Below are 21,601 nucleotides of genomic sequence, written 5' to 3'. Positions count from 1 at the left end.
GGCAGATAACTTATCTTTTTTGTCCATTAAGGTATCAGGTACTAACAAATGAGCGAAAATTTCGCAGAACTTTTTGAAGAAAGTTTAACTAACGTAGAAATGCGTCCAGGCGCAATCATCACAGGTGTGGTGGTTGATATTGATAATGAAGTTGTGATCGTTAACGCTGGCCTTAAATCTGAAGGCGTTATCCCACGTAATCAGTTCTTAAGTGATACTGGTGAGTTGGAAGTAACGGTTGGTGACGAAGTTCAAGTAGCATTAGACGCAGTTGAAGATGGTTTCGGTGAAACTCGCCTATCACGTGAGCGCGCTAAGCGTTTCGCAGCATGGGGCGTGTTGGAATCTGCTCACGAAGCACAAGAAACTATTAAAGGTGTTATCACTGGTAAAGTTAAAGGTGGTTTCACTGTTGAAGTTCAATCAATCCGTGCATTCTTGCCTGGTTCATTGGTTGACGTTCGTCCAGTACGTGATACGACACACCTTGAAGGTGTAGAGCTTGATTTTAAAGTTATCAAGTTAGATCAAAAACGCAACAATGTTGTGGTTTCTCGTCGCGCAGTGATTGAGTCTGAGAATTCAGCTGAACGTGAAGAGTTGCTTGCTAACCTTGAAGAAGGTTCAGAAGCTAAAGGTATCGTTAAGAACTTAACTGACTACGGTGCATTCGTAGATTTAGGTGGTGTTGACGGCTTATTGCACATCACAGATATGGCTTGGAAGCGCATTAAGCACCCAAGTGAAGTAGTTCAAGTTGGTGACGAAATTGACGTTAAAGTATTGAAATTTGACCGTGAGCGTAACCGTGTATCTCTGGGTATCAAGCAATTAGGCTCTGATCCTTGGGTAGACATCATGAACCGTTACCCAGAAGGCGCTCGTCTTCAAGGTCGCGTGACTAACTTAACTGACTACGGTTGTTTCGTTGAAATCGAAGATGGTGTTGAAGGTTTAGTACACGTTTCAGAAATGGATTGGACTAATAAAAACATCCACCCTTCTAAAGTCGTTAACTTAGGTGACGAAGTTGAAGTTATGGTGTTGGATATTGACGAGGAACGTCGTCGTATCTCATTAGGTGTTAAGCAATGTATTCCTAACCCATGGGATGAGTTTGCAGCAAACTTTGCTAAAAATGACAAAGTTACTGGTAACATCAAGTCAATCACAGACTTCGGTATCTTCATCGGCCTTAACGGCGGCATTGACGGTTTAGTTCACTTGTCTGATATTTCTTGGACATTGTCTGGCGAAGAAGCTGTTCGTGAATTCAAGAAAGGCGACGAAGTTGAAGCTGTGGTATTAGCAGTTGATGCTGAGCGTGAGCGTATCTCTTTAGGTATCAAGCAAGTTGATGCTGATCCTTTATCTGACTTCTTAGCGGCTAACCCTAAAGGTTCAATCGTTAAAGGTACAGCTAAAGAAGTCGATGCGAAAGGCGTTTTAGTTGAGCTAGCTGACGGTATTGAAGGTTACTTACGTGCTTCAGACATTAGCTCTGAGCGTGTTGATGACGCTACTAAGCACTTTGCCGCTGGCGATGCTGTTGAAGCTAAGTTTGTCGGTGTTGATAAGAAGAGCCGTAATATCAGCTTATCTATCAAAGCTAAAGACCATGCTGAAGAGCAAGCTGCTATCAAAGAGTTTAGCAACGACAAGCCATCATCTTCACCTTCAACTTTAGGTGACTTGTTAAAAGAGCAAATGGGCGATTAATCGCTAGTTTGTAGCTTTTTAAAAACCCGCCTTTTATGGCGGGTTTTTTAATGATTGCAATTTTTTACATCTTATTCCCCAAAAAGCAGAAAAATGTTATATAATTAAATGAGTTAGCTGTTTTTTATGGCTAATTTTGAAACTTTTTATGTTGTTCAAAGGTCAGAAAAATAACAAGTAGACGAACAATGATTACTTGAAATTGTGCAGTTGGCGATAAAGAACAAAGGATTTATGTATGACAAAATCACAATTAATCGAAAAATTAGTCGATAAAAACCCACAGTTATCGGTCCGCGATTTAGAGTTAGTAGTGAAGTCTTTGATTGACCAAATGTCGGAATCATTAGCAACCGGTGACAGAATTGAAATTCGTGGTTTTGGGAGTTTCTCTTTACATTATCGCGCGCCAAGAGTTGGTCGAAACCCAAAAACTGGTGAGTCGGTAACTTTGAATGGTAAATATGTCCCGCATTTTAAGCCAGGAAAAGAGTTACGTGAACGAACTAATGCTGGTAAAGATAAACCGATAAAACCATAATATTAATTTTTAGGAGTTAATGGTGAGATTACTTATCGCCATAATATTGCTGTTAGCGGCATTTGGGTTAGCGTTTATGTTCGCTAATCAAAACGACCAAACCATTCAACTCAACTACCTTTTTGGAGAAGCTTCAGTACAGTTAGTGCTGCTGATAACCGTTTGTTTAGCTCTTGGTTTGATTATTGGCTTATCTATGTCTAGTTTGTCATTGTTGAAAACTAAAACTCAATTAAAAAACACTAAACGCAAGTTAGTAAAAGCGGAGCAAGAGCTTAATAACTTAAGAACTATGCCGATTAAGGAAGACCTTTAGGCATGAATGAATGGGTGTTGATGGCAATATTAGCGTTATTGCCTATTGCGGTGTTCTCTGGCTATCGAGTGGGTAAAAAAAGCTCAAACAAATCCGAATTGAAACCATCTAGTCTTTCCAGTAATTATATAAAAGGTCTAAATTACTTACTTAATGAGCAGCCCGATAAAGCCGTTGATACCTTTATAGATCTACTACAGGTGGATACTGATACAGTTGATACTCATATGGCGTTAGGTCATTTATTTCGCAAAAGAGGTGAGGTAGATAGAGCGATTAGGCTGCATCAAAATATCATTGCTAGACCGCAACTCTCAAAGAAGAACCACAATAAAGCCCTATATGAGTTGGCTGTCGATTATCAAGCTGTTGGAATGTACGACCGCGCTACCAACTTGTTTGATAAACTTTTAGCAGAGCCAAAGCATAAAAAAGATTCTTTGCACCAACTTTTAAATATTTACCAAGCAACTCGTGATTGGGAGCAAGCGGCTAAAACTGCAGAGCAGTTAGAAATAGTCATGGGCGAAAAGCAATCAAAAGCTATTGCTCATTACTACTGTGAGCTGGCGACTGAAAAGAAAAATGCCAAAGATTTAAAAACAGCAATGGCTACCATTAAAAAGGCTTTAGTGGCTAATCCTAACTCAGTAAGAGCCAGTTTATTGCAAGGCGATATATATTTTGAAGATTCAAATTATAAAGCGGCAATAAAAGCCTATAGCAAGCTACTTGAGCAGGACATCGCTTTTTTACCAGAAGCATTGCACAATCTTAAAGAAGCTTTTGAACAACGAAAAGATGAAAAAGGTTATGTGAAGCTTTTACAGCAAAGTATTGAAAAAGGTGCCGGAGTTTCAGCAGTAATTGAGCTTTCAAAGATCATTAAGAAAGAGCAAGGCGATCGGGCCGCGGCCGAGAATATAGGGATGCATTTGCGAGATAAGCCTTCCCTTAAAGGTCTGCATCAATTAATTAGTATGCACATTGAGCATGCTCACGACTCAGCTAAACCTAGCCTGCAGTTACTGGATGGAATCGTTGAAAAGTTGGTTGAAAGAAAACCTCGTTATGTATGTCATAATTGTGGCTTCAATGGTCGCATTATTCATTGGCAATGCCCTAGTTGTAAAGACTGGAGTTCCATTAAACCCATTCAAGGTATAGAAGGCGAGTAACTTTTATATGAAGCAAGATCCAAAAATTATCGTAGCACTCGATTACGATAATAAAAAAAATGCGTTAGCATTAGTTGAGCAGTTAGATCCAAGTTTAGCAGCGCTAAAAGTAGGCAAAGAAATGTTTACTTTATTTGGCCCTAAGTTCGTTAAAAAACTGGTAAAAAAAGACTTCAAGATTTTTCTAGATTTGAAGTTTCATGATATTCCAAATACAGTGGCCAAAGCTTGTCGAGCAGCTGCTGAACTAGGCGTTTGGATGACCAATGTTCATGCGATAGGTGGCGTTGAAATGATGCAGAAGGCCAATGCGGCTGTACAAGCTTATGGTGATCATAGACCGCTCTTAATAGCGGTAACAATGCTTACTAGTATGGATGAAGCAAATTACAAAAAGCTTGGATATCAAAATACATTAGCGGAACAGGTACTACATTTGGCGGGTTTGACAAAAGAGGCTGGACTTGATGGAGTTGTTTGCTCTGCATGGGAAGCGCAAGCCTTGAAAGACAAGCATGGTGAGGACTTTAAATTGATAACACCAGGAATTCGTCCTATGGGTGCGGATATAGGTGATCAATCAAGAATTATGACGCCTACAAAAGCACTCCAGGCGGGTTCGGATTTTCTAGTGATAGGCCGCCCAATTACCCAAGCTGCAGATCCACTAAAAAGTTTGTGCGAAATCTCTGAAAGCTTAGTAATCGACTTGTAGCTAAGATTAATCTCCAATAAATTAATATCGTCAAAGGACGAATTCATTTCAAAGGAGATTAAAAATGAAAAAACTATCAATCGTGACATTGTCGGTAATTACTTTAACGGCTTCAATCTTGTCCAATATCGTAATAGCAAAAGATAAAGAACCACGAGCTGCAGTTGAACAGGCTCTTGCACGGCTAAATATCAATACTGCTTTAGCTGAGCAGTTGGCATCTAGTTTAAACGGTGTTGGCATAAAGAAAGCACAAGCTATTGTTGAATACCGTGAAACTTATGGTGAATTTAAGTCGATTAATGAATTAACGGCTGTAAAAGGTATTGGTGAAAAGACCTTAGAGAAAAATAAATATAAGCTGGTTTTGTGAGCCAACAAGCTTATTTTTTCTTTTGTATTAAAGCTTCAAAAGCTGGTTTATTTAACCGGCTTTTTGGCCAAAGCAATCCTACAAATATCCCTTGAATAAAGCCAATGATGTGTGATTCTTCGACGACATAACCACCAATAAGATCATTATATTCTGCTCTGATGCCAAAAATTTGCGGTGCAAATATTTTTAATCCAACGATTATAAGAAGCAGGGCGCTAAGCTTTACTTTAAAACGCATTTCAGCAACGCATGCAGCTGAAATTAAACCGTATAAAGCGCCTGACATTCCTACATAACGGCTTAATTCTGGTAAAAACAAATGAATACCAACAATATTTAAGATATAAAGTGAGATTATCCAAATTATCCAATCTTGCATCTTAAGTAATGGTCTAAAAATCAAGACAATTAACCAAAAGCCTACAAGGTTCATTAGTGTATGGACGACTCCTAAATGAACTAGATTTGGAGTTATGAAACGCCAAACCTCCCCATTACTGATAGACAGGCGTCTATAGGCTAGCCAGTTTGATGAAGTGGGTTCTAGTAATAGTAACACTAGCACAAGGCTACTGATACCGATGAAGAACCAGTAGTTTTTCAAAAAGTTGAGCATTTATTTTTTTAGATTAATAACGTTTTGTAGAGGCGTGTGTTTTTGTTGATTGTCTTGGGCAATAGTTTTGTAATTTGCCAATATTAACTCAGCTTTTTCCATTGGGGAAAATTCAGAACCACGACTTTTAGCAATCCCATCAATTAGCGCTATGGTTTCGCTTAATGCATGAACATCGTTAATATCTTGTAGTTTTTGAGAAAATTCACTCAAAGGCACAATAGATAAGCAATGACCCATAGAGCGTGCTAAATTGTCAACCTTGTATATACCAGGATCAGAAGTTTTACCTTCAACGATACGGTAAATAGTTGATTGACTTATGTGTGCTTTATTTTGAAGAGAGTAGTCGGTTTCGCCTAAGCTCTTCATCAACTCGCGTAATTGTTCTAATACATCACTCATAAATTTTACATTTTAATGCAAATTTGCATTGTTTTTAATGCGTATATGCATTAATATCAAATACATATCTAGTTCAGACATGCTTCACCTAGAAACAGTTTTATCACAGTCTCGAGGTCAAATAAAGCATTGATTTTACTATTGAGCTAGTAAAGGTTTCCTTCAGCTATATGGTGGAATTTTGGCTAAGCTTAGTGCTTAGCCTTTTTTTTATATTTCGTAGCAAGGTTGATAACCTTCTTGGTTAAGCTTCATTCTTCCTTGTTTAATGAAATTTTTAAGGAGATTATCCATTTCATTCATAATCTCCTTATCACCCGAAAGCTGGTATGGGCCATGTTGCATGACGGCTGCAATTCCTTGCTCTTTGATGTTGCCAGCGACTATACCCGAAAAAGCCTTCCTCAAATTAGCCGCTAATTCATGTGCTGCTTGATTAGTGCTTAGATTGAGTTTTGCCATATTCAGATGATCAGGTACAAATTCTTCTTGCAGATCCCAATCAATGGTTAATTGCCAGTTGTAATGGTAGGCGTCTTGCTTAGTCTTACGGTATTCTCTTACTTCTGCGATGCCTGTTTGAATGGCTTTGGCTACCTTATCAGGTGCATCAATAATAATTTGGTACTTCGCTTGCGCTTCCGGACCTAGGGTCTTCTCAATAAAATTATCAATGTCTTCAAAATAAGATTTAGACTCTTTAGGACCAGTAAATATTAAAGGAAAAGGAATGGTTTTATTTTTAGGCTCCAGCAATAAGCCTAATATATACAAAATTTCTTCAGCAGTTCCTGCTCCACCAGGAAAAACGATAATACCATGACCTAGTCGAACGAATGCTTCTAATCGTTTTTCGATATCCGGCATAATAATTAGTTCGTTTACTATGGGATTGGGAGATTCTGCAGCAATAATTGCAGGTTCTGTTATTCCCACATAACGTCCAGAACAAATCCGCTGCTTTGTATGACCAATTAAAGCTCCTTTCATTGGGCCTTTCATAGCCCCAATGCCACAACCAGTTATAACATTCAGTCCTCTTAGCCCTAACTGGTAGCCGACATCTTTAGTGTATTTATATTCGTGTTTTGGAATGGAGTGGCCACCCCAACAAACTACCATAGAGGGCTCTTCACCGACCTGCAAAGCTTTTGCATTACGAAGTATATGGAAAATGGCATTACTGATGCCTTTGGAGCTTTTAAAATCAATTCGGCTGTTAAACTCCAGCTCTTGCTTAAGAAAAACGATATCTCTTAGTACGCTAAAGACTTGCTCTTGTAGTCCATTTATCATCTTATTATCAACAAATGCAGACTTAGGAGCATTAAAGATTTTAAGCTTAAGGCCTTTGTTTAAAGGTATGATTTCGACATCAAAATCAGGTAGCTGATTATGGACGTGATAAATGTTATCAGTTGCTTCGCCGCTATTGAGCACTGCTAAGATACATTTTTTTAGCAGTAGATATTGCTCGCCATTAGTATCTTTACTGAGTAATTTAATCTCATCATTGGTCAGTAGCTCTAATCCTGATTGAGCGATAATTTCTGTTTGTTTAATAACTTCAGTCACAATATTATTTTTGTTCATAGGCTTGTAAACATTTTAGCACATGACAATGATAACTTGTCTAATCGCAGCGTTTACCTATAGATTTCTTATCAGAGTAGATTGTCGCTCGCCCGGATTTACTGACTCTTATTACTCGATTTAATTCTGGATAACGGGTATGACAAAAGTAGAGACTTCCATTGAGGTGATCAGTATAACCACGCGCATTGAATATTAAGCTGGTCTTGCGCTGAAAACTACTCCACATAACAGAACGATAATTACCCGTTAGTTTTGCACTGTAAAGTAATTGATGATTAATCGGCGACTGAACTTTCAGTTCTTGCCAATTCCTACTGCATTCTGCAGCGCTGCTTTTCCCGCATATGGTTATATTTGTATTACTTTTTATAGCTTCATTTTTTGCACTGTTCATTAAACTTAAAACGGTTGAAATGTCTGCAATTAGGTGTTGCTTCTGTATAAACCTATGTAGACTTGGGGCTGCAAAAGAGGCAACGATACTGAATATCGATAAGCTGACTAATAATTCAATTAAAGTAAATCCCTTTGTCATAATCAATCCTTTGATTTATTGAAGAGATTTAAATATAGCTCAGTTATATTGAGTACTTTAGTCGCTAAGTCACTATACGTTGTAGGAGATCTCTTAAGGTATTGGCAGCTATTTGCCAAAATATAAAGAGGTTCTATTTAAGGAAAGCAAAGGTTTAGTTAAATTATTCTATTTCCAGTTTCTTAATCTTGTAGCGAATAGTTCTAAAGCTAATACCTAGTAATTTTGCGGCCTCTGTACGATTCCAACGAGTTTGATTAAGCGCAGCGCGAATTTCTTGGCGCTCAATCTCTGTAACATACTCATCTAAACTTAAATCACCCCGTGATGAAATAAGTGACTCAGTCTGATTCTGACTGGCTGCTTGGATATTCGTTGCATAGCTGAAGTCTAAATCTTCAAGTGCAATATCTTCCGTAACAGATTGGTGGTTAGCGTTAATTAAAATTTTTCTAAGCTCGCGATAATTATAAGGGAAATCATACTTTTCTAACTTAGCACTCGCATTAGGTGCAAGCTTCTTATCAATAGATAAAGAGTTTAAACAGTAGTTCAGTAATTCAGAAAAATCTTCTATGCGTTGAGATATCGATGGTATAGATAATCTAAGTACATCTAACCTGAAGAAAAGATCTTCTCTTAGCTCCAAACTCGCTACATATTTATCAAGGTTCTCCGATGAGCAGGCAAGTACTCTAATATCAATGATTTGTTCTTTTTGGTCATTGATTTTTAAAGATTTAGTTTCGAGCACTTGTAGCAAGCGCTTCTGAGATGCTTTGCTAAGTAAATGCACATTATTAATGATAAGACTACTTTGATGAGCTTGTATTAATAAATTTTTATCTGGCTCGGAGGTTTTAAATAGTAATTCATCAATCATTTCTTGCTGTTCTGTACTACAGTCAAGATAAACAGCTTCATACTCTCCGCGCGAACTTTGATCGTGAATATACTGAGCTACGGTTTCTTTTTCAGTACCGTTAGCGCCATTAATAATCACTGGCGCATTGGATTTGTTAATTTTACTTAATTGCTGCCTAAAGTTAGAAATAGTAGTACTGGAGCCGTTGAAGAAATCAATGGGATAAATTTTTTCTGCAGCAGTTTCTTCTGCATTGTATTTAAACGCATTCTGGATCAGATGCCTTAATTGTACTAACTCGATAGGTTTAGCAACAAAATCAAAAGCGCCAAATTTCATAGCCTTTACGGCGGTATCAGTGTTGCCAAATGCAGTAATAACTGCGATAGGCATCTGTGGCAGGTTTTTATGGCAGTGTTCTACAATAGACAAGCCATTACCGTCTGGTAGTTTCATATCAGTCAGGCACAGGTTATAGCTTTGTTTTTGCAAATATCTCATGCCTTCAGCGACATCCTTTGCACAATCTACTTCAATATTGAGTTGTACTAAACTCATGGCCAAAAGATGACGGATATCAGCTTCATCATCAATGATAAGTACTTTGGGGTTTTTAATTGGAGACTTCATAATTGGCATCAAAAATAATTCTAAAACAAGCGCCCCCGAAGGCAATAGGTATGGGTTCTAATTGCGCTCCGTTGGCTTCACATAATTCTCTAGAGATGTACAAGCCTAAGCCAGTACCATCATGATTGGTGGTATAAAATGGTTCAAAAATCTTTTCCATTTGATCTAGAGGGATCCCTATGCCCTGATCGATAACGTCAAGATATACATTTTTATTATTTTTGTCATATTCGGCATTTAAATTAATGCTATATTTTTTTGTGTTGATAAAACTGTATTTCAAGCCATTTTCAATGAGGTTGGATAGAACTTGCTTTAACTGCCCTTGATCAAATTTCACCTTAACATTTTCGTCAAGAGGATTGATGAAAATTTCAGCTGTATGGTTGAGGCCTAACTTAAATTCGTGCACAAAGCTTTCTAAAAAGCGCTCTAAATAAACTTCCTGGCGAGAAGGTGTTTTGCGCTTAGAGACCATCTGAACATTCTCGATGATGTTATTAATTCGTTTTGATTGACGTTGAATAATACGCAACAAGTCTTTTTCTTGTTGGCTAGCAGTTTCTATTTCATCAAACATTTGACTTGCTTGGTTGATAGCGCTTAAAGGGTTGCGGATTTCATGAGCAATGCTGGCAGTTAGTTGACCTAGTGAGGCGAGTTTTGCTTGCTGTATCTTTTTAGAGATTTTTGAATAATCTTCTAGAGTAATTAAAATTTTATTATCGTTTTTTAAGCGAGAAAACTTAGGCAGAAGCCTTGGACTAGAAGGGCTTAACTTAATTAATGAGCCCTCTAGTTCCTGCGACTGCAGACCTTCTACTTGTTGCTGTAGTTCAGGGAGCAGAAACTTTAGATATTTCCCAGTGGGGGAAGGCGGATTGCCGATATAATACCAGGCAATCTTGTTAATATAGAGTAGCTTAAAATTCTCATCGATTACTATCAGGCCACGTTTCATATTATTAATAATATTACTATTGAGCTGATGCATATCGCTAATTAAATAGCTGTTCTCAATCGCTTCTGATTCGTAGTTCGTTAATCTTCGAGCCAACATATTACCCAAAAGCGATACAGTAAGGATTGCAAAAGCTTGCAAGAACAGGTTCATGTAATCAGATTCGCTTATCGAATCGGTTTTTAATGTCTTGACCATGACTAACGCTATGGTTGCAACGATTCCATACAGCAGTGCTAAACGATGTCTTAGCAGTAGTATGGCAAAAACAGAAACTGTCGCCATTATAATGGCGTAGCCAGCAGTATCACTATTGCTGGCAAAAGCCAGTAAAGAAATAAAGCCAATATCAATCATCGGCTTGACTATAGATAGTATATTAAATCGTTTTTCTGAAAGTGATATAAACAGCAATAAAGTCGCTAGTATAAAGTAGCTAATGGCTATGCTGTTATAAAATTGAGATGCATCTCCAGCAGGGCTAAGATCAAAAACAAATGGACTGATAAGGAAGTAGAAGGCCACCACTACTCTTATCAGGCTGTAGTAGCGCATAAATTGCCAGCCTAGCTCTAGTTTTTGATCTTGTGCATTCACGCAGTTCTCTCCATAAGATCTCGATCTTAGTTCCTCTGCAGAGAGTAATTACATATTGGCATCTTTTCAAGGAATAATAGGATAACTCATTGAAAAAATGTAGAATTGAGGGAGAATAGTCAAAAATTATTGTTGAGTTTAACTATGCGTATCGCAATAGCCCAAAACAACTATATTGTTGGTGATATAAAACATAATTTACATTTGATTCAAAAGTCGCTGCAGCAGGCTGAAACTCAAAATGCTGAGTTACTGGTTCTATCTGAGCTTGCCTTATGCTCATACCCACCTGAAGACTTGCTGTTACGCAGTGATTTATATGATTTGATTGAAGATGCTTTACAGCAATTAGCTCAATTAAACTCTTCAGTGGCCTTAGTGGTGGGGCACCCTACAAAAGAGGGTGATTTGATCTTTAATTGTGCCAGCTTTATTCATCAGGGAAGAGTTCAGGTTACCTATAAGAAGCAACTATTGCCCAATTATTCGGTATTTGACGAAAAACGTTATTTTACAGCCGGTAAAGAAAACTGTGTTATTCCCTTTAAAGGCGTGAATGTGGGCATCTTGATTTGTGAAGATTTATGGTTTCCCGAGCCAGCTCGGAACTGTAAAAATGCAGGAGCACAAATTATAGTCAGTCCTAATGCTTCACCTTATTATTATGGTAAGGGGCATCGCCGCGAAACTGAAGTTGGTGCAAGAGCCAAGGAAAACCAAATACCTGTGCTCTATGTCAATCAAGTTGGTGGACAAGATGAACTGTTATTTGATGGCGCTTCTATTGCTTATGGCATTGACGGTAAGTCTGTATTCACAGCTAATGAATTTGAAGAAGATTTTGTGGTTTTTGAATTTGATGAGCATCTTAATCAAATCTCTACCGATAGAATAACGTCGCAGCAGCTACATGATGAAGCTGAAATTTGGCAAGCTTTAGTATTAGGTACCCGTGACTATATTCATAAAAATGGTATGAGCGGAGCTTTGCTTGGCTTATCAGGTGGTATCGACTCAGCGGTTACTTTAGCGGTAGCTGTGGATGCGCTTGGTGCTGGTAATGTTAATGCTGTCATGATGCCTTTTAAATACACTGCCAGCATGAGCATTGAAGATGCTACTGCAGAAGCTGAAGCTTTGGGTATCGAATTTGATATTATTTCTATTGAGCCTATGTATCAAGCTTTTATGACGCAGCTTGCGGAAAAGTTTACAGGTACTGAGCCCAATGTTACCGAGCAGAATATTCAGGCTCGTTCGCGTGGAACTCTTTTGATGGCTTTATCCAATAAATTTGGACGAATAGTCTTAACTACAGGGAATAAGTCGGAAGTGGCCGTTGGCTACTGTACTTTATATGGTGATATGTGTGGCGGCTTTAATCCACTTAAAGATGTGCCCAAAACCATGGTGTATCGATTAGCTAACTACAGAAATAGTATCTCGCCAGTGATCCCTGAGCGTGTTATCACTCGTGCTCCTTCGGCTGAGTTGGCTCCGGATCAAAAAGATGAAGATAATTTACCACCCTATGATATCTTAGATCCAATTTTGCAAGCCTATGTGGAAGAGGATAAATCAATCGCCGAAATTGTTGCTTTGGGCTTTGACGAAGCGGTTGTTAGGCGAGTTATTTGGTTGGTTGATATAAATGAGCACAAAAGACGTCAATCCGCTCCTGGAGTGCGAATAAGCCCAAGAGCTTTTGGGCGGGATAGACGCTATCCAATTACTTCGGGCTATGGCCGACAATTTACATAATTAACGCGAAGATTTTATCGGGGAATACTGTGAAAAAAATAGAAGCAATTATAAAGCCTTTTAAGCTGGATGATATTCGTGAAGCCTTAACGGAAATTGGGGTTAACGGTATGACCGTCACTGAAGTGAAAGGCTTTGGTCGACAAAAAGGCCATACAGAGCTTTATCGAGGGGCGGAATATATGGTGGATTTTTTACCAAAAGCAAAAGTTGAAATCGTAGTTGCTGATGATTTAGTGGAGCGTTGCGTTGAGACTATTGTTGAAGTGGCTCGTACGGGTAAAATTGGTGATGGTAAAATCTTTGTCTGCCCTGTTGAGCAAGTAGTCAGAATAAGAACTGGCGAAGAAGGTACCGAAGCCGTATAGAGATTAAAAATCTTGTAATAAAAAAGGCGCTGCTTTTGGTTAAGTCAGCGCCTTTTTATTAGTAAGCGGTTTTTAAAACTCGGCTAATTCATAACCTGGATAGTTTAATAATAATACACGACGGTATTGCTCTGATAATTCTGGAATATCCAAGAATTTATAAGAATTCACTAGAATTTCTAAAGCCTGCGGAACTGAGCTTGATTTAGGATAAGCTTCAACGATGTACTTAGCACGATTTGCGGCGCCTACATAGCTGTCTCTAGCCATATAAAATTTAGCGATATGTAATTCGTGTTGAGCCAATAAATTTTTAACCTGAATCATGCGTTGACGAGCATCAGGTGCATAGTCACTGTCTGGGTAAACTTGCACCAAAGAGCGGAAGCTATCAAAAGCCGCTTTAAGGTTAGTCGTGTCGCGCTTATGGATATCGGCGCTTAACAAGTCTTTCAAGAAACCACGTTCTTGTTCATAGTACATGATGCCTTTCATGTAATAGACATAATCTAAACTTTTGTGCTGAGGATGCTGGCGAATAAAGCGATCGGCTTGTAACTGACCTTGATCGTAGGTACCTTTTTTAAAATAGGCAAAAATAAGATCCAGCTTTACTTGCTCAGAAATTCGACCAAATGGATAGCGAGTATCGATTTCTTCCATTAACTCAATAGCTCTAGTGTAGTTACCCGCATTTAAAGCAGATTTTGCTTTAGTGGTTAACTCCTGCGCTGTCAGCGATTCAACCTCAGTTTTATCTTCTGATTCTGGAGTCGAAGAACAACCAGCCAAAAAAAGTCCCGCGATTGCCAAAATTAATAATAATTGTTTTTGCATATAGATTTTCTGTTTAATTAGAGCCTGTTACAATGTGGCACATTCTAACCGAGCTAGACAGTCACGCCAATCTTTATTACGTGAATTTACATTGGCCTAATTACCGCTAGCTTTGGTTTATGCGCCCATAATTACGACGAGTAACCACTATGACCACTCAATCTGTTGAAATCAGACACCTATTTGACGAAAAAGTTTATGGGCAACGTTTAGATTTTGCTTTAGCACAAGAATTTCCTGAGTATTCGCGTTCAAGAATCCAAGATTGGATAAAAAATGGCTATGTCAAAGTTAATGATCAAGTTATTACTGCCAGCAAGCAAAAACTTGACGGCTTTGAAGAAATTGAAATTAATGCGGAAATCAAAGTAGAAGGCGATTGGAAGCCACAACCTATAGATCTCAATATTGCTTATGAGGATGATGATTTGTTGGTGATTAATAAGCCAGCAGGCTTAGTGGTTCATCCTGGGGCCGGCAATAAGGATGGTACTCTTGTTAATGCCTTATTACACCATGCTCCGGAATTAGCAAATTTACCAAGAGCCGGGATCATCCATCGTTTGGATAAAGAAACGACAGGTTTATTAGTGGTAGCTAAAACTATTGCAGCACATACCGACTTAGTTGAGCAATTACAGCGCCGCGCATTCACCCGTGAATATGATGCAGTAACTAATCGAGTGATGGTTTCAGGTAGCACAATTGATGCACCGATTGGTCGCCATCCAACTAAACGTACTTCTATGGCGGTCACGCCGGATGGTAAAAGAGCGATAACTCATTACCGTGTTGTTGAAAAATTCTTAGATCATAGTCATATCAAGTTGCGTCTAGAAACAGGCCGTACTCACCAAATCCGTGTGCATATGGCGCATTTGAAGTTTCCTCTGATTGGTGATCCTTTGTACGGTGGTCGTTATCGCACCCCAACTCAAATTACTTCAGAGCTTAGTGAGATTATGGGAGGCTTTAGGCGCCAAGCACTGCATGCATGCTTACTTGGACTACAACATCCAACTACGGGCGATTATATAGAGTGGCAAGCTGAATTACCGGATGATATGCAACAGCTACTAGTAGCTTTAAGAAAAAACAAGGCTTTTTACGAAAATCAGGAATAGTCAGTTTGAGATTGATAAAGCCTTATTGGCCTGCGCCAGATAATATCAAAGCGGTTTCAACCACTCGTGAAGCAGGAGTAAGCGTTGCACCTTATGCAAGTTTTAATTTAGCATTGCACGTTGGCGATCTAGATAAAGATGTCAGACTCAATCGAGATACTTTGAAAAGGATTGCGAAGCATCCTGTAGAGCCTATATGGCTGAATCAAACTCATTCAACAGTAGTAGTGGAGTATGCTCCCTCATTATTTGGCACTACAGCTGATGCTAGCTTTACCCGGAATTCTAATCAACCCTGTGTTGTTATGACAGCTGACTGCCTGCCTGTTCTCCTGTGTTCGAAAAGCGGTGACTTTGTGGCTGCGGTTCATGCGGGCTGGCGTGGTTTAGTAGATGGTATTTTAGAAAAAGCGGTTCAAAAATACGCTAAACCCGATGAACTACTGGCTTGGATTGGACCTGCCATCAGTCAAAAGCATTTCGAAGTAGGGCGTGAAGTAAAAGATCTTTTCCTTAAAGCCGAGCCAAAAACAGAGAAATTTTTCATACAAAATTTCAATAAAAAGTATTTGGCAGATTTACCTGGAATAGCGGAAATGAAACTAACTCAGTATGGAGTTGAGGTTTATCAAAGCGGGTTATGTAGCTACGAAAAAGATGAACACTTCTTTTCTTATCGTCGTGACGGCGTCACCGGACGGATGGCTTCAATGATTTGGATGGAAAGTTAAAATGTCTTATACGACTATTATTTTTATAACTTTCGTTTTACTTTTTATAGTCTATCTTTTACGGCTTAATTTTCTCGGCAAAAAGTACAACCAGGTCGATTGGGGTTCTAGATTTTTAAATAAGATAGACGGCGTATTTCGCTATTATTGTCATAATTTCCATAACCTGAATTTTATCGGGCTTGAAACTGATAGCAAGTGTTTTAAATTACCAAAAGACGGTGGTGCGCTAGTCATTTCCAATCATCTATCGGGGATTGATCCTTTTCTCTTAATTGCTGCTTGCGATCGTCCGATCCGATTTATGATAGCCAAAGAAGAGTATGAACGTTGGTATCTCAATTGGCTTTTTAAAGGTGCTGGTTGTATTCCGGTAGATAGAACTGGTCGTGCTGACATTGCTTTTCGTCAAGCGAAACGAGCTTTAGATAAAGGCGAAATTATAGCGTTATTCCCTCATGGTAAAATCCATTTAGACCATGAAGAGCCTTATCGAGTAAAGCCCGGTATTAAGAAGCTGGCAGAGTTTTCCAAGGCCCCAATTTTTGTCGCAAGATTGTCGGGTGTCAATGGACAGGGAAGCGTCTTCAAACCACTTTTTATGCGCTCCAATTCTCAAGTACAGCAGTTTTCAAATCTTAGCCATGAATTCTTTTCTGAAGAAGATAGTTTGTTAAGGCTGGGAGAGTTGCTACTTGGTCATAGAAACAAGCTTTAATTGATCATACTCATTAACCTTCTCTTGAATTAGTTTAATCTACCCTCATAAATTAAGCATGTTATAGAAGCAAGTATTAATCTTGCATTTCTCATGTGGAGATCGAAATTATGAGAATGGATAAATTAACCAGTAAGTTTCAAAACGCTTTATCCGATGCCCAATCGTTAGCTGTTGGTCAAGACCACCAATATATTGAGCCCGTACATTTACTATTAGCCATGTTACAGCAGCAGGGTAATAGTGTGGTGGGAATCTTGTCGCAAATTGGCGTTCATCCCAATTCATTGGCTAACAGCTTACAACAAGAATTAACCAAATTGCCTCAAGTAAGCGGCGCACCCGGTGAAGTGCACTTATCACAAAGCTTGGGGGCATTACTGAATGTGTGCGATAAATTGGCTCAACAACGAAATGACCAATATATTTCTTCGGAACTATTTTTATTAGCATCGCTTGGAGATAAAACTCTAGGCAAAGTTTTAAAAGATAACGGAGTCACTAGCCAATTGCTAGAAGAGGCGATTCAGAGAGTGCGAGGCGATCAAAGTGTTAATGACCCCAATGCCGAAGATAATCGTCAAGCTCTTGAAAAGTACACCATTGATTTAACTGAACAAGCGGAAAGTGGCAAGTTAGATCCCGTTATTGGGCGCGATGATGAGATTCGACGATGTATTCAAGTATTGCAGCGTCGAAGTAAAAATAACCCTGTATTAATTGGCGCGCCTGGAGTGGGTAAAACCGCTATCATAGAAGGTTTAGCCCAACGTATAATTAATGGGGAAGTCCCAGAAGGTATTAAAAACAAAAAAGTATTGTCTTTAGATATGGGTGCTTTAATAGCGGGTGCAAAATTTCGCGGCGAGTTTGAAGAACGTTTAAAAGCAGTGCTCAAAGATTTGTCAAAACAAGAAGGACAAATTATTTTATTTATAGATGAATTGCATACCATGGTAGGTGCAGGTAAAGCAGAGGGTGCAATGGATGCTGGGAATATGCTAAAACCAGCCTTGGCTCGTGGCGAGCTACATTGCGTTGGCGCTACTACTTTGGATGAGTATCGGCAATATGTAGAAAAAGATGCAGCTTTAGAAAGACGATTCCAAAAAGTTTTAGTGGATGAGCCTACTACTGAAGATACCATTGCCATATTGCGTGGCTTGAAAGAGCGATATGAAGTGCATCATGGAGTAGAAATTACTGATCCAGCAATTGTGGCAGCAACCAGTTTATCTCAACGCTATATCACGGATCGTCAACTTCCTGATAAGGCTATTGATTTAATTGATGAGGCTGCTAGTCGCATCCGAATGGAAATTGATTCTAAGCCTGAGGTCATGGATAAGCTGGATCGCCGTTTGATTCAATTAAAAATTCAACGTGAAGCTTTGAAAAAAGAATCTGATGAAGGCTCAAAGCAACGCTTAAATGAATTAGAAACTGAAATAGTCCAGCTTGAAAAAGAATTTGCTGAGTTAAATGATGTTTGGACTGCTGAAAAAGCCGCAGTACAAGGTACTCAAAGTATTAAGGCTGATTTGGATAAAGCTAGAACGGATCTTGAAGCGGCACAACGTGCCAGTGATTTAGCTAAAATGTCTGAACTGCAATATGGATTAATTCCAGAGCTTGAATCTAAATTGGCAAGTGTCGACGAAGCAAAAGATTTGGAGATGACTTTACTTCGTAATAATGTGACAGAACATGAAATTGCAGAAGTGGTCGCTAAATGGACGGGTATTCCTGTTTCAAAAATGATGCAGGGAGAAAAAGAAAAGCTACTGCAAATGGAAAGTTATTTGCATCAAAGAGTGGTTGGGCAAGATGAAGCTGTTGTCGCAGTATCCAATGCCGTTCGTCGTTCTCGCGCAGGTTTGTCTGATCCCAATCGACCGAATGGTTCTTTCTTATTCTTAGGGCCAACGGGAGTTGGTAAAACAGAACTTTGTAAATCCTTAGCTGAATTTTTGTTTGATACGGAAGATTCGATGATTCGTATCGACATGTCTGAGTTTATGGAAAAGCATGCTGTGGCTAGGTTAATTGGTGCGCCTCCAGGTTATTTGGGTTACGAAGAGGGGGGCTACTTAACCGAAGCTGTGAGAAGGAAGCCTTATTCGGTAGTGCTCTTTGATGAGGTTGAAAAAGCGCATGCAGATGTTTTTAATATCTTATTGCAAGTCTTGGAAGATGGTCGCTTGACTGATAGTCAAGGGCGGACGGTAGATTTTAGAAATACCGTGCTGGTGATGACTTCTAATTTAGGTTCAGATCTGATTCAAAATTTTGATCCGAATTCTTCGAGTTTAGATTTAAAGTCCCAGCTACTGGATGCTATGAGTAGTTTTTTCCGTCCAGAGTTTATCAATCGGATTGATGAAACTGTGGTATTCCATAGTTTAGATAAGGCGGCAGTTAAGAATATTGCTAATATACAACTATCGAATTTGAATAAACGGTTGAGAGAACTTGGCTTAAGTATTAGTTTTACAGTAGAGGCTATGAACCATCTTGCGGAGCTTGGGTTCGATCCAGTTTATGGCGCTCGACCGCTCAAACGTGCTATTCAATCTTATATTGAAAACCCATTGGCGCAAAAACTCTTAAATGGTGATTTTACCAAAGGAACTGAGATAAAGGTTTCACTAACAGATGGTACTTTTACTTTTAACTAAGCAAAAAAAAGCGAGCTAAATGCTCGCTTTTTTTATAACTGAACTTTCATTTACAGAACTTAGCGATATTGTCTTTTGCTTCTTTTAATCTATTGTTCCTTTCCTCATCAGTTAGCATACGGCGCTCGCCATTTTCTTCAATCTGAATGCGAGTGCTTCTATTTAAAGCTTCAAGATTATTCTTAGAGATAACGCAATTCTTTTCAGCTCGTTGAGCATTTATAGCGTCTACCCGATTTTTATCGGCATTTTGCGCGGCGATAACTTTGTCTTGTTCTTCTGCCACTGGATCGACGACTTCTGATTTAGCTTCAAAAGTTTTCACAGCGTCAGTTTTAGTCGAAGTTCTATTGCGTATAGTGACGTAATCAATACCTGATGGTGGTTTTGATTGGGTATATTTAATATTGCCATTGCTATCTTTCCATTTATAGATAACTTCACCAGCAATTGCTGCGTTCATCGTAAACGCGGTAACAGCGGTAAGCAAAAATAATTTAAGTTTTGACATGGTTCTTCCTATTAAATAAACAAATCAATGACATTTTTACAGTTTGCGCTAGATAACTCAAGCGACTGATTCAATATCTTCTTCTGTAAAGCCTAACTTATTCTTCTTAGCAAACTCGAACAGTTGCTCAAAAAGATTCGGATTTGTCTCTGACAAAGCGGCATTAATGATAATACATTTATACCCATCAATGACTGCTGGTCTTAACAGCGGGGAATACATCATACGACGATTTCTGAAGGTGCAAAGATTGCCACACATTCTTTCTGCCCAATCACTTGGACGAAATTTCTCACCGTTTTCAGTGACACCTTTAATAATAAATCGTTTATTACTTAATGCGCTCATGCCCACTCTTAATTGTTAGAGCCCTATAAATTGCGGCTATCTTGCCAGAAACAACTGTTCTGTCAAATTTTTAACCAATATGCCATTAATAAATGCGTATGGAAAGTGCTTCAAACCTAATTAACTAATATGGTATTCTACAGATATCAATAGTATAGCTTTCACAATTAGAGCTTTTTATGAAAATGCGTCAACGCTTCTCCTCGCATAGAGGAATATATCTAATCCCCAATTTATTAACCACAGCAGGTCTTTTTGCAGGTTTTTATGCGGTAGTGGCATCGATGCAAGGTCATTTTGAATATGCAGCAATCGCTATTTTCATTGCGATGATTATGGATGGACTTGATGGCAGAATAGCTCGAATCACCAATACTCAAACAGCCTTTGGTGCAGAATACGACTCTATGGCCGATATGGTCTCTTTTGGCATAGCGCCAGCTTTAGTTGCTTATAATTGGGCTTTGTCGGATTTAGGTAAATTTGGCTGGCTAGCCAGTTTTGTTTATGTAGTAGCGGCCGCTTTACGCCTAGCTCGCTTCAATACTCAAGTAGAAACAGCTGATAAACGCTATTTTCAAGGTTTGGCAAGTCCCTCTGCGGCTGCTATTTTAGCGGGCTTAGTTTGGTTAGGCGTAGAATACAGTTGGGAGCCAAAACCCTATGGTATCTATATAGGTATATTAACCATTGTTACTGGCTTATTAATGGTGAGTAATTTTCGGTACTCAAGTTTTAAAGGAGCAAATACCAAAGGCAAGGTACCTTTTATGGGTATCATTATAATGGTGCTACTATTTGTTTTGATTGCTTCTTTCCCGCCAGAAGTTTTGTTTATCGGTTTTGGGATCTATGCTTTGTCAGGGCCGATATTAACTCTCTGGCACCTCAAAGACATTCGTGAAGAGCGGATACAACGCAAAAAAGCTAAATCGAACACAGAAGATACAGAAACTGATAACGAAAGTGAGTCTATTTCTTAATAATTCCAAGTTTTTAATCGATACTATAAGCATGCTTCAAACAGACGATTACTCCTAGTATTATTCATGTCGCTATTCAGAGTGGTTTTGCATTAGAAATTTTTATCCTAAGTTGGTTGGTAGCGACTTTTTGTACGCTTTTTATTCACTGAAACAAGCGTTTAAAAAAAATATCAAAAAAGTGTGAAAAAAGGCTTGCCAGCTAACTAAAACTACCTATAATGCGCATCTCTTTCGAGGCATAGCTAAGAAAAAAAGCTCAATCAAAAATATATTGCTTTTTTTAATAAAAAATAAGCAAAAATGATTGACAGAGATTAAGGGCGATATATAATGTGCGCCCACTTGAGCAAAGCAAGTTCTTTGCCAAGACGTTCTTTAAAAGTTTGTAAGACAATTTGTGTGGGCACTTGATAGGTAATGCATCGCATTATCAATGAAGTGACCAACACCCTAAAATTAATTCGATTAATTGATTTATTTTTAATAAGT

General features: G+C 38.7%; 22 protein-coding genes. 13 read left to right on the top strand and 9 right to left on the bottom strand.

Features of this window, described 5'->3' with window-relative positions; all coding sequences use genetic code 11:
* The first annotated feature begins 48 nt into the window (after positions 1 to 48).
* The 6 genes from rpsA (at position 49) to GJS41_RS09040 (ending at position 4,842) form a co-directional block, all read left to right on the top strand.
* Positions 49 to 1,719 carry a 30S ribosomal protein S1 gene (gene rpsA, locus GJS41_RS09065; RefSeq protein ID WP_154247050.1) on the top strand — a complete coding sequence of 557 codons (1,671 nt, stop codon included), beginning with the start codon at positions 49 to 51 and terminating at the stop codon, positions 1,717 to 1,719.
* A gap of 238 nt (positions 1,720 to 1,957) precedes the next feature.
* Positions 1,958 to 2,260: an integration host factor subunit beta gene (gene ihfB, locus GJS41_RS09060; protein WP_154247049.1), complete on the top strand. Its 303-nt coding sequence runs from the start codon at positions 1,958 to 1,960 to the stop codon at positions 2,258 to 2,260.
* A gap of 22 nt (positions 2,261 to 2,282) precedes the next feature.
* Positions 2,283 to 2,576, top strand: coding sequence for a LapA family protein (locus GJS41_RS09055; RefSeq protein ID WP_195758378.1), 294 nt, complete (start codon positions 2,283 to 2,285; stop codon positions 2,574 to 2,576).
* A 2-nt stretch (positions 2,577 to 2,578) separates the two neighbouring features.
* Entirely contained in the window at positions 2,579 to 3,754 is a 1,176-nt protein-coding gene (gene lapB, locus GJS41_RS09050) for a lipopolysaccharide assembly protein LapB (protein WP_154247047.1), read from the top strand.
* Positions 3,755 to 3,761: 7 nt separating this feature from the next.
* Entirely contained in the window at positions 3,762 to 4,469 is a 708-nt protein-coding gene (gene pyrF, locus GJS41_RS09045) for an orotidine-5'-phosphate decarboxylase (RefSeq protein ID WP_154247046.1), read from the top strand.
* 64 nt (positions 4,470 to 4,533) lie between these two features.
* Entirely contained in the window at positions 4,534 to 4,842 is a 309-nt protein-coding gene (locus GJS41_RS09040) for a helix-hairpin-helix domain-containing protein (protein ID WP_154247045.1), read from the top strand.
* A gap of 10 nt (positions 4,843 to 4,852) precedes the next feature.
* On the opposite strand, the gene rrtA is transcribed toward GJS41_RS09040, so the two are convergent.
* The 6 genes from rrtA to GJS41_RS11670 form a co-directional block, all read right to left on the bottom strand.
* Positions 4,853 to 5,461 carry a rhombosortase gene (rrtA, locus tag GJS41_RS09035; RefSeq protein ID WP_154247044.1) on the bottom strand — a complete coding sequence of 203 codons (609 nt, stop codon included), beginning with the start codon at positions 5,459 to 5,461 and terminating at the stop codon, positions 4,853 to 4,855.
* A complete protein-coding gene (locus GJS41_RS09030; RefSeq protein WP_195758377.1) occupies positions 5,462 to 5,866 on the bottom strand; it encodes a helix-turn-helix transcriptional regulator in 405 nt (134 codons plus the stop codon).
* A gap of 210 nt (positions 5,867 to 6,076) precedes the next feature.
* Positions 6,077 to 7,459, bottom strand: a complete 1,383-nt coding sequence (gene ppnN, locus GJS41_RS09025; RefSeq protein ID WP_154247043.1) for a nucleotide 5'-monophosphate nucleosidase PpnN — start codon at positions 7,457 to 7,459, stop codon at positions 6,077 to 6,079.
* A 40-nt stretch (positions 7,460 to 7,499) separates the two neighbouring features.
* The gene (locus GJS41_RS09020) at positions 7,500 to 7,997 is read right to left on the bottom strand and encodes a GspH/FimT family pseudopilin (protein ID WP_154247457.1); all 498 of its coding nucleotides are present in this window, start codon (positions 7,995 to 7,997) and stop codon (positions 7,500 to 7,502) included.
* Positions 7,998 to 8,160: 163 nt separating this feature from the next.
* Complete coding sequence (locus GJS41_RS09015) at positions 8,161 to 9,492, bottom strand: sigma-54 dependent transcriptional regulator (protein ID WP_195758376.1); 1,332 nt, start codon at positions 9,490 to 9,492, stop codon at positions 8,161 to 8,163.
* Positions 9,476 to 11,050, bottom strand: a complete 1,575-nt coding sequence (locus GJS41_RS11670) for an ATP-binding protein (RefSeq protein ID WP_154247041.1) — start codon at positions 11,048 to 11,050, stop codon at positions 9,476 to 9,478. Before GJS41_RS11670 ends, GJS41_RS09015 begins: the two co-directional genes overlap by 17 nt.
* A gap of 132 nt (positions 11,051 to 11,182) precedes the next feature.
* Between GJS41_RS11670 and GJS41_RS09005 the strand changes: the two genes are divergently transcribed.
* A complete protein-coding gene (locus GJS41_RS09005) occupies positions 11,183 to 12,811 on the top strand; it encodes an NAD+ synthase (protein ID WP_195758385.1) in 1,629 nt (542 codons plus the stop codon).
* Positions 12,812 to 12,840: 29 nt separating this feature from the next.
* Positions 12,841 to 13,179, top strand: coding sequence for a P-II family nitrogen regulator (locus tag GJS41_RS09000; RefSeq protein ID WP_370515684.1), 339 nt, complete (start codon positions 12,841 to 12,843; stop codon positions 13,177 to 13,179).
* A 72-nt stretch (positions 13,180 to 13,251) separates the two neighbouring features.
* On the opposite strand, the gene GJS41_RS08995 is transcribed toward GJS41_RS09000, so the two are convergent.
* Entirely contained in the window at positions 13,252 to 14,016 is a 765-nt protein-coding gene (locus GJS41_RS08995) for an outer membrane protein assembly factor BamD (protein WP_154247039.1), read from the bottom strand.
* A gap of 149 nt (positions 14,017 to 14,165) precedes the next feature.
* Between GJS41_RS08995 and rluD the strand changes: the two genes are divergently transcribed.
* From rluD to clpB, 4 genes are all read left to right on the top strand, one after another.
* Positions 14,166 to 15,140: a 23S rRNA pseudouridine(1911/1915/1917) synthase RluD gene (gene rluD / locus GJS41_RS08990; RefSeq protein WP_154247038.1), complete on the top strand. Its 975-nt coding sequence runs from the start codon at positions 14,166 to 14,168 to the stop codon at positions 15,138 to 15,140.
* Between the two features lie 5 nt (positions 15,141 to 15,145).
* On the top strand, positions 15,146 to 15,871 hold the full coding sequence (pgeF, locus tag GJS41_RS08985; protein WP_154247037.1) for a peptidoglycan editing factor PgeF: 726 nt from the start codon (positions 15,146 to 15,148) through the stop codon (positions 15,869 to 15,871).
* Between the two features lies 1 nt (position 15,872).
* Positions 15,873 to 16,589 (top strand): lysophospholipid acyltransferase family protein, encoded by a 717-nt coding sequence (locus tag GJS41_RS08980; protein WP_154247036.1) that lies wholly within the window; start codon positions 15,873 to 15,875, stop codon positions 16,587 to 16,589.
* Between the two features lie 110 nt (positions 16,590 to 16,699).
* A complete protein-coding gene (gene clpB, locus GJS41_RS08975) occupies positions 16,700 to 19,267 on the top strand; it encodes an ATP-dependent chaperone ClpB (RefSeq protein WP_154247035.1) in 2,568 nt (855 codons plus the stop codon).
* Positions 19,268 to 19,313: 46 nt separating this feature from the next.
* On the opposite strand, the gene GJS41_RS08970 is transcribed toward clpB, so the two are convergent.
* Together GJS41_RS08970 and GJS41_RS08965 are read right to left on the bottom strand one after the other, a co-directional pair.
* Positions 19,314 to 19,778 (bottom strand): DUF4124 domain-containing protein, encoded by a 465-nt coding sequence (locus tag GJS41_RS08970; RefSeq protein ID WP_154247034.1) that lies wholly within the window; start codon positions 19,776 to 19,778, stop codon positions 19,314 to 19,316.
* 57 nt (positions 19,779 to 19,835) lie between these two features.
* The gene (locus GJS41_RS08965; protein WP_154247033.1) at positions 19,836 to 20,126 is read right to left on the bottom strand and encodes a DUF3579 domain-containing protein; all 291 of its coding nucleotides are present in this window, start codon (positions 20,124 to 20,126) and stop codon (positions 19,836 to 19,838) included.
* A 179-nt stretch (positions 20,127 to 20,305) separates the two neighbouring features.
* Here GJS41_RS08965 and pssA point away from each other — a divergent pair, with 179 nt between their 5' ends.
* Positions 20,306 to 21,109 carry a CDP-diacylglycerol--serine O-phosphatidyltransferase gene (pssA, locus tag GJS41_RS08960; RefSeq protein WP_154247032.1) on the top strand — a complete coding sequence of 268 codons (804 nt, stop codon included), beginning with the start codon at positions 20,306 to 20,308 and terminating at the stop codon, positions 21,107 to 21,109.
* Positions 21,110 to 21,601: the final 492 nt, after the last annotated feature.

The sequence above is a fragment of the Kangiella sp. HZ709 genome (genome assembly GCF_009674675.1).
Classification (GTDB): domain Bacteria; phylum Pseudomonadota; class Gammaproteobacteria; order Enterobacterales; family Kangiellaceae; genus Kangiella.
The sequence above is the reverse complement of the archived record's forward strand: the minus strand, read 5'-3'. Positions and strand labels throughout refer to the sequence as shown.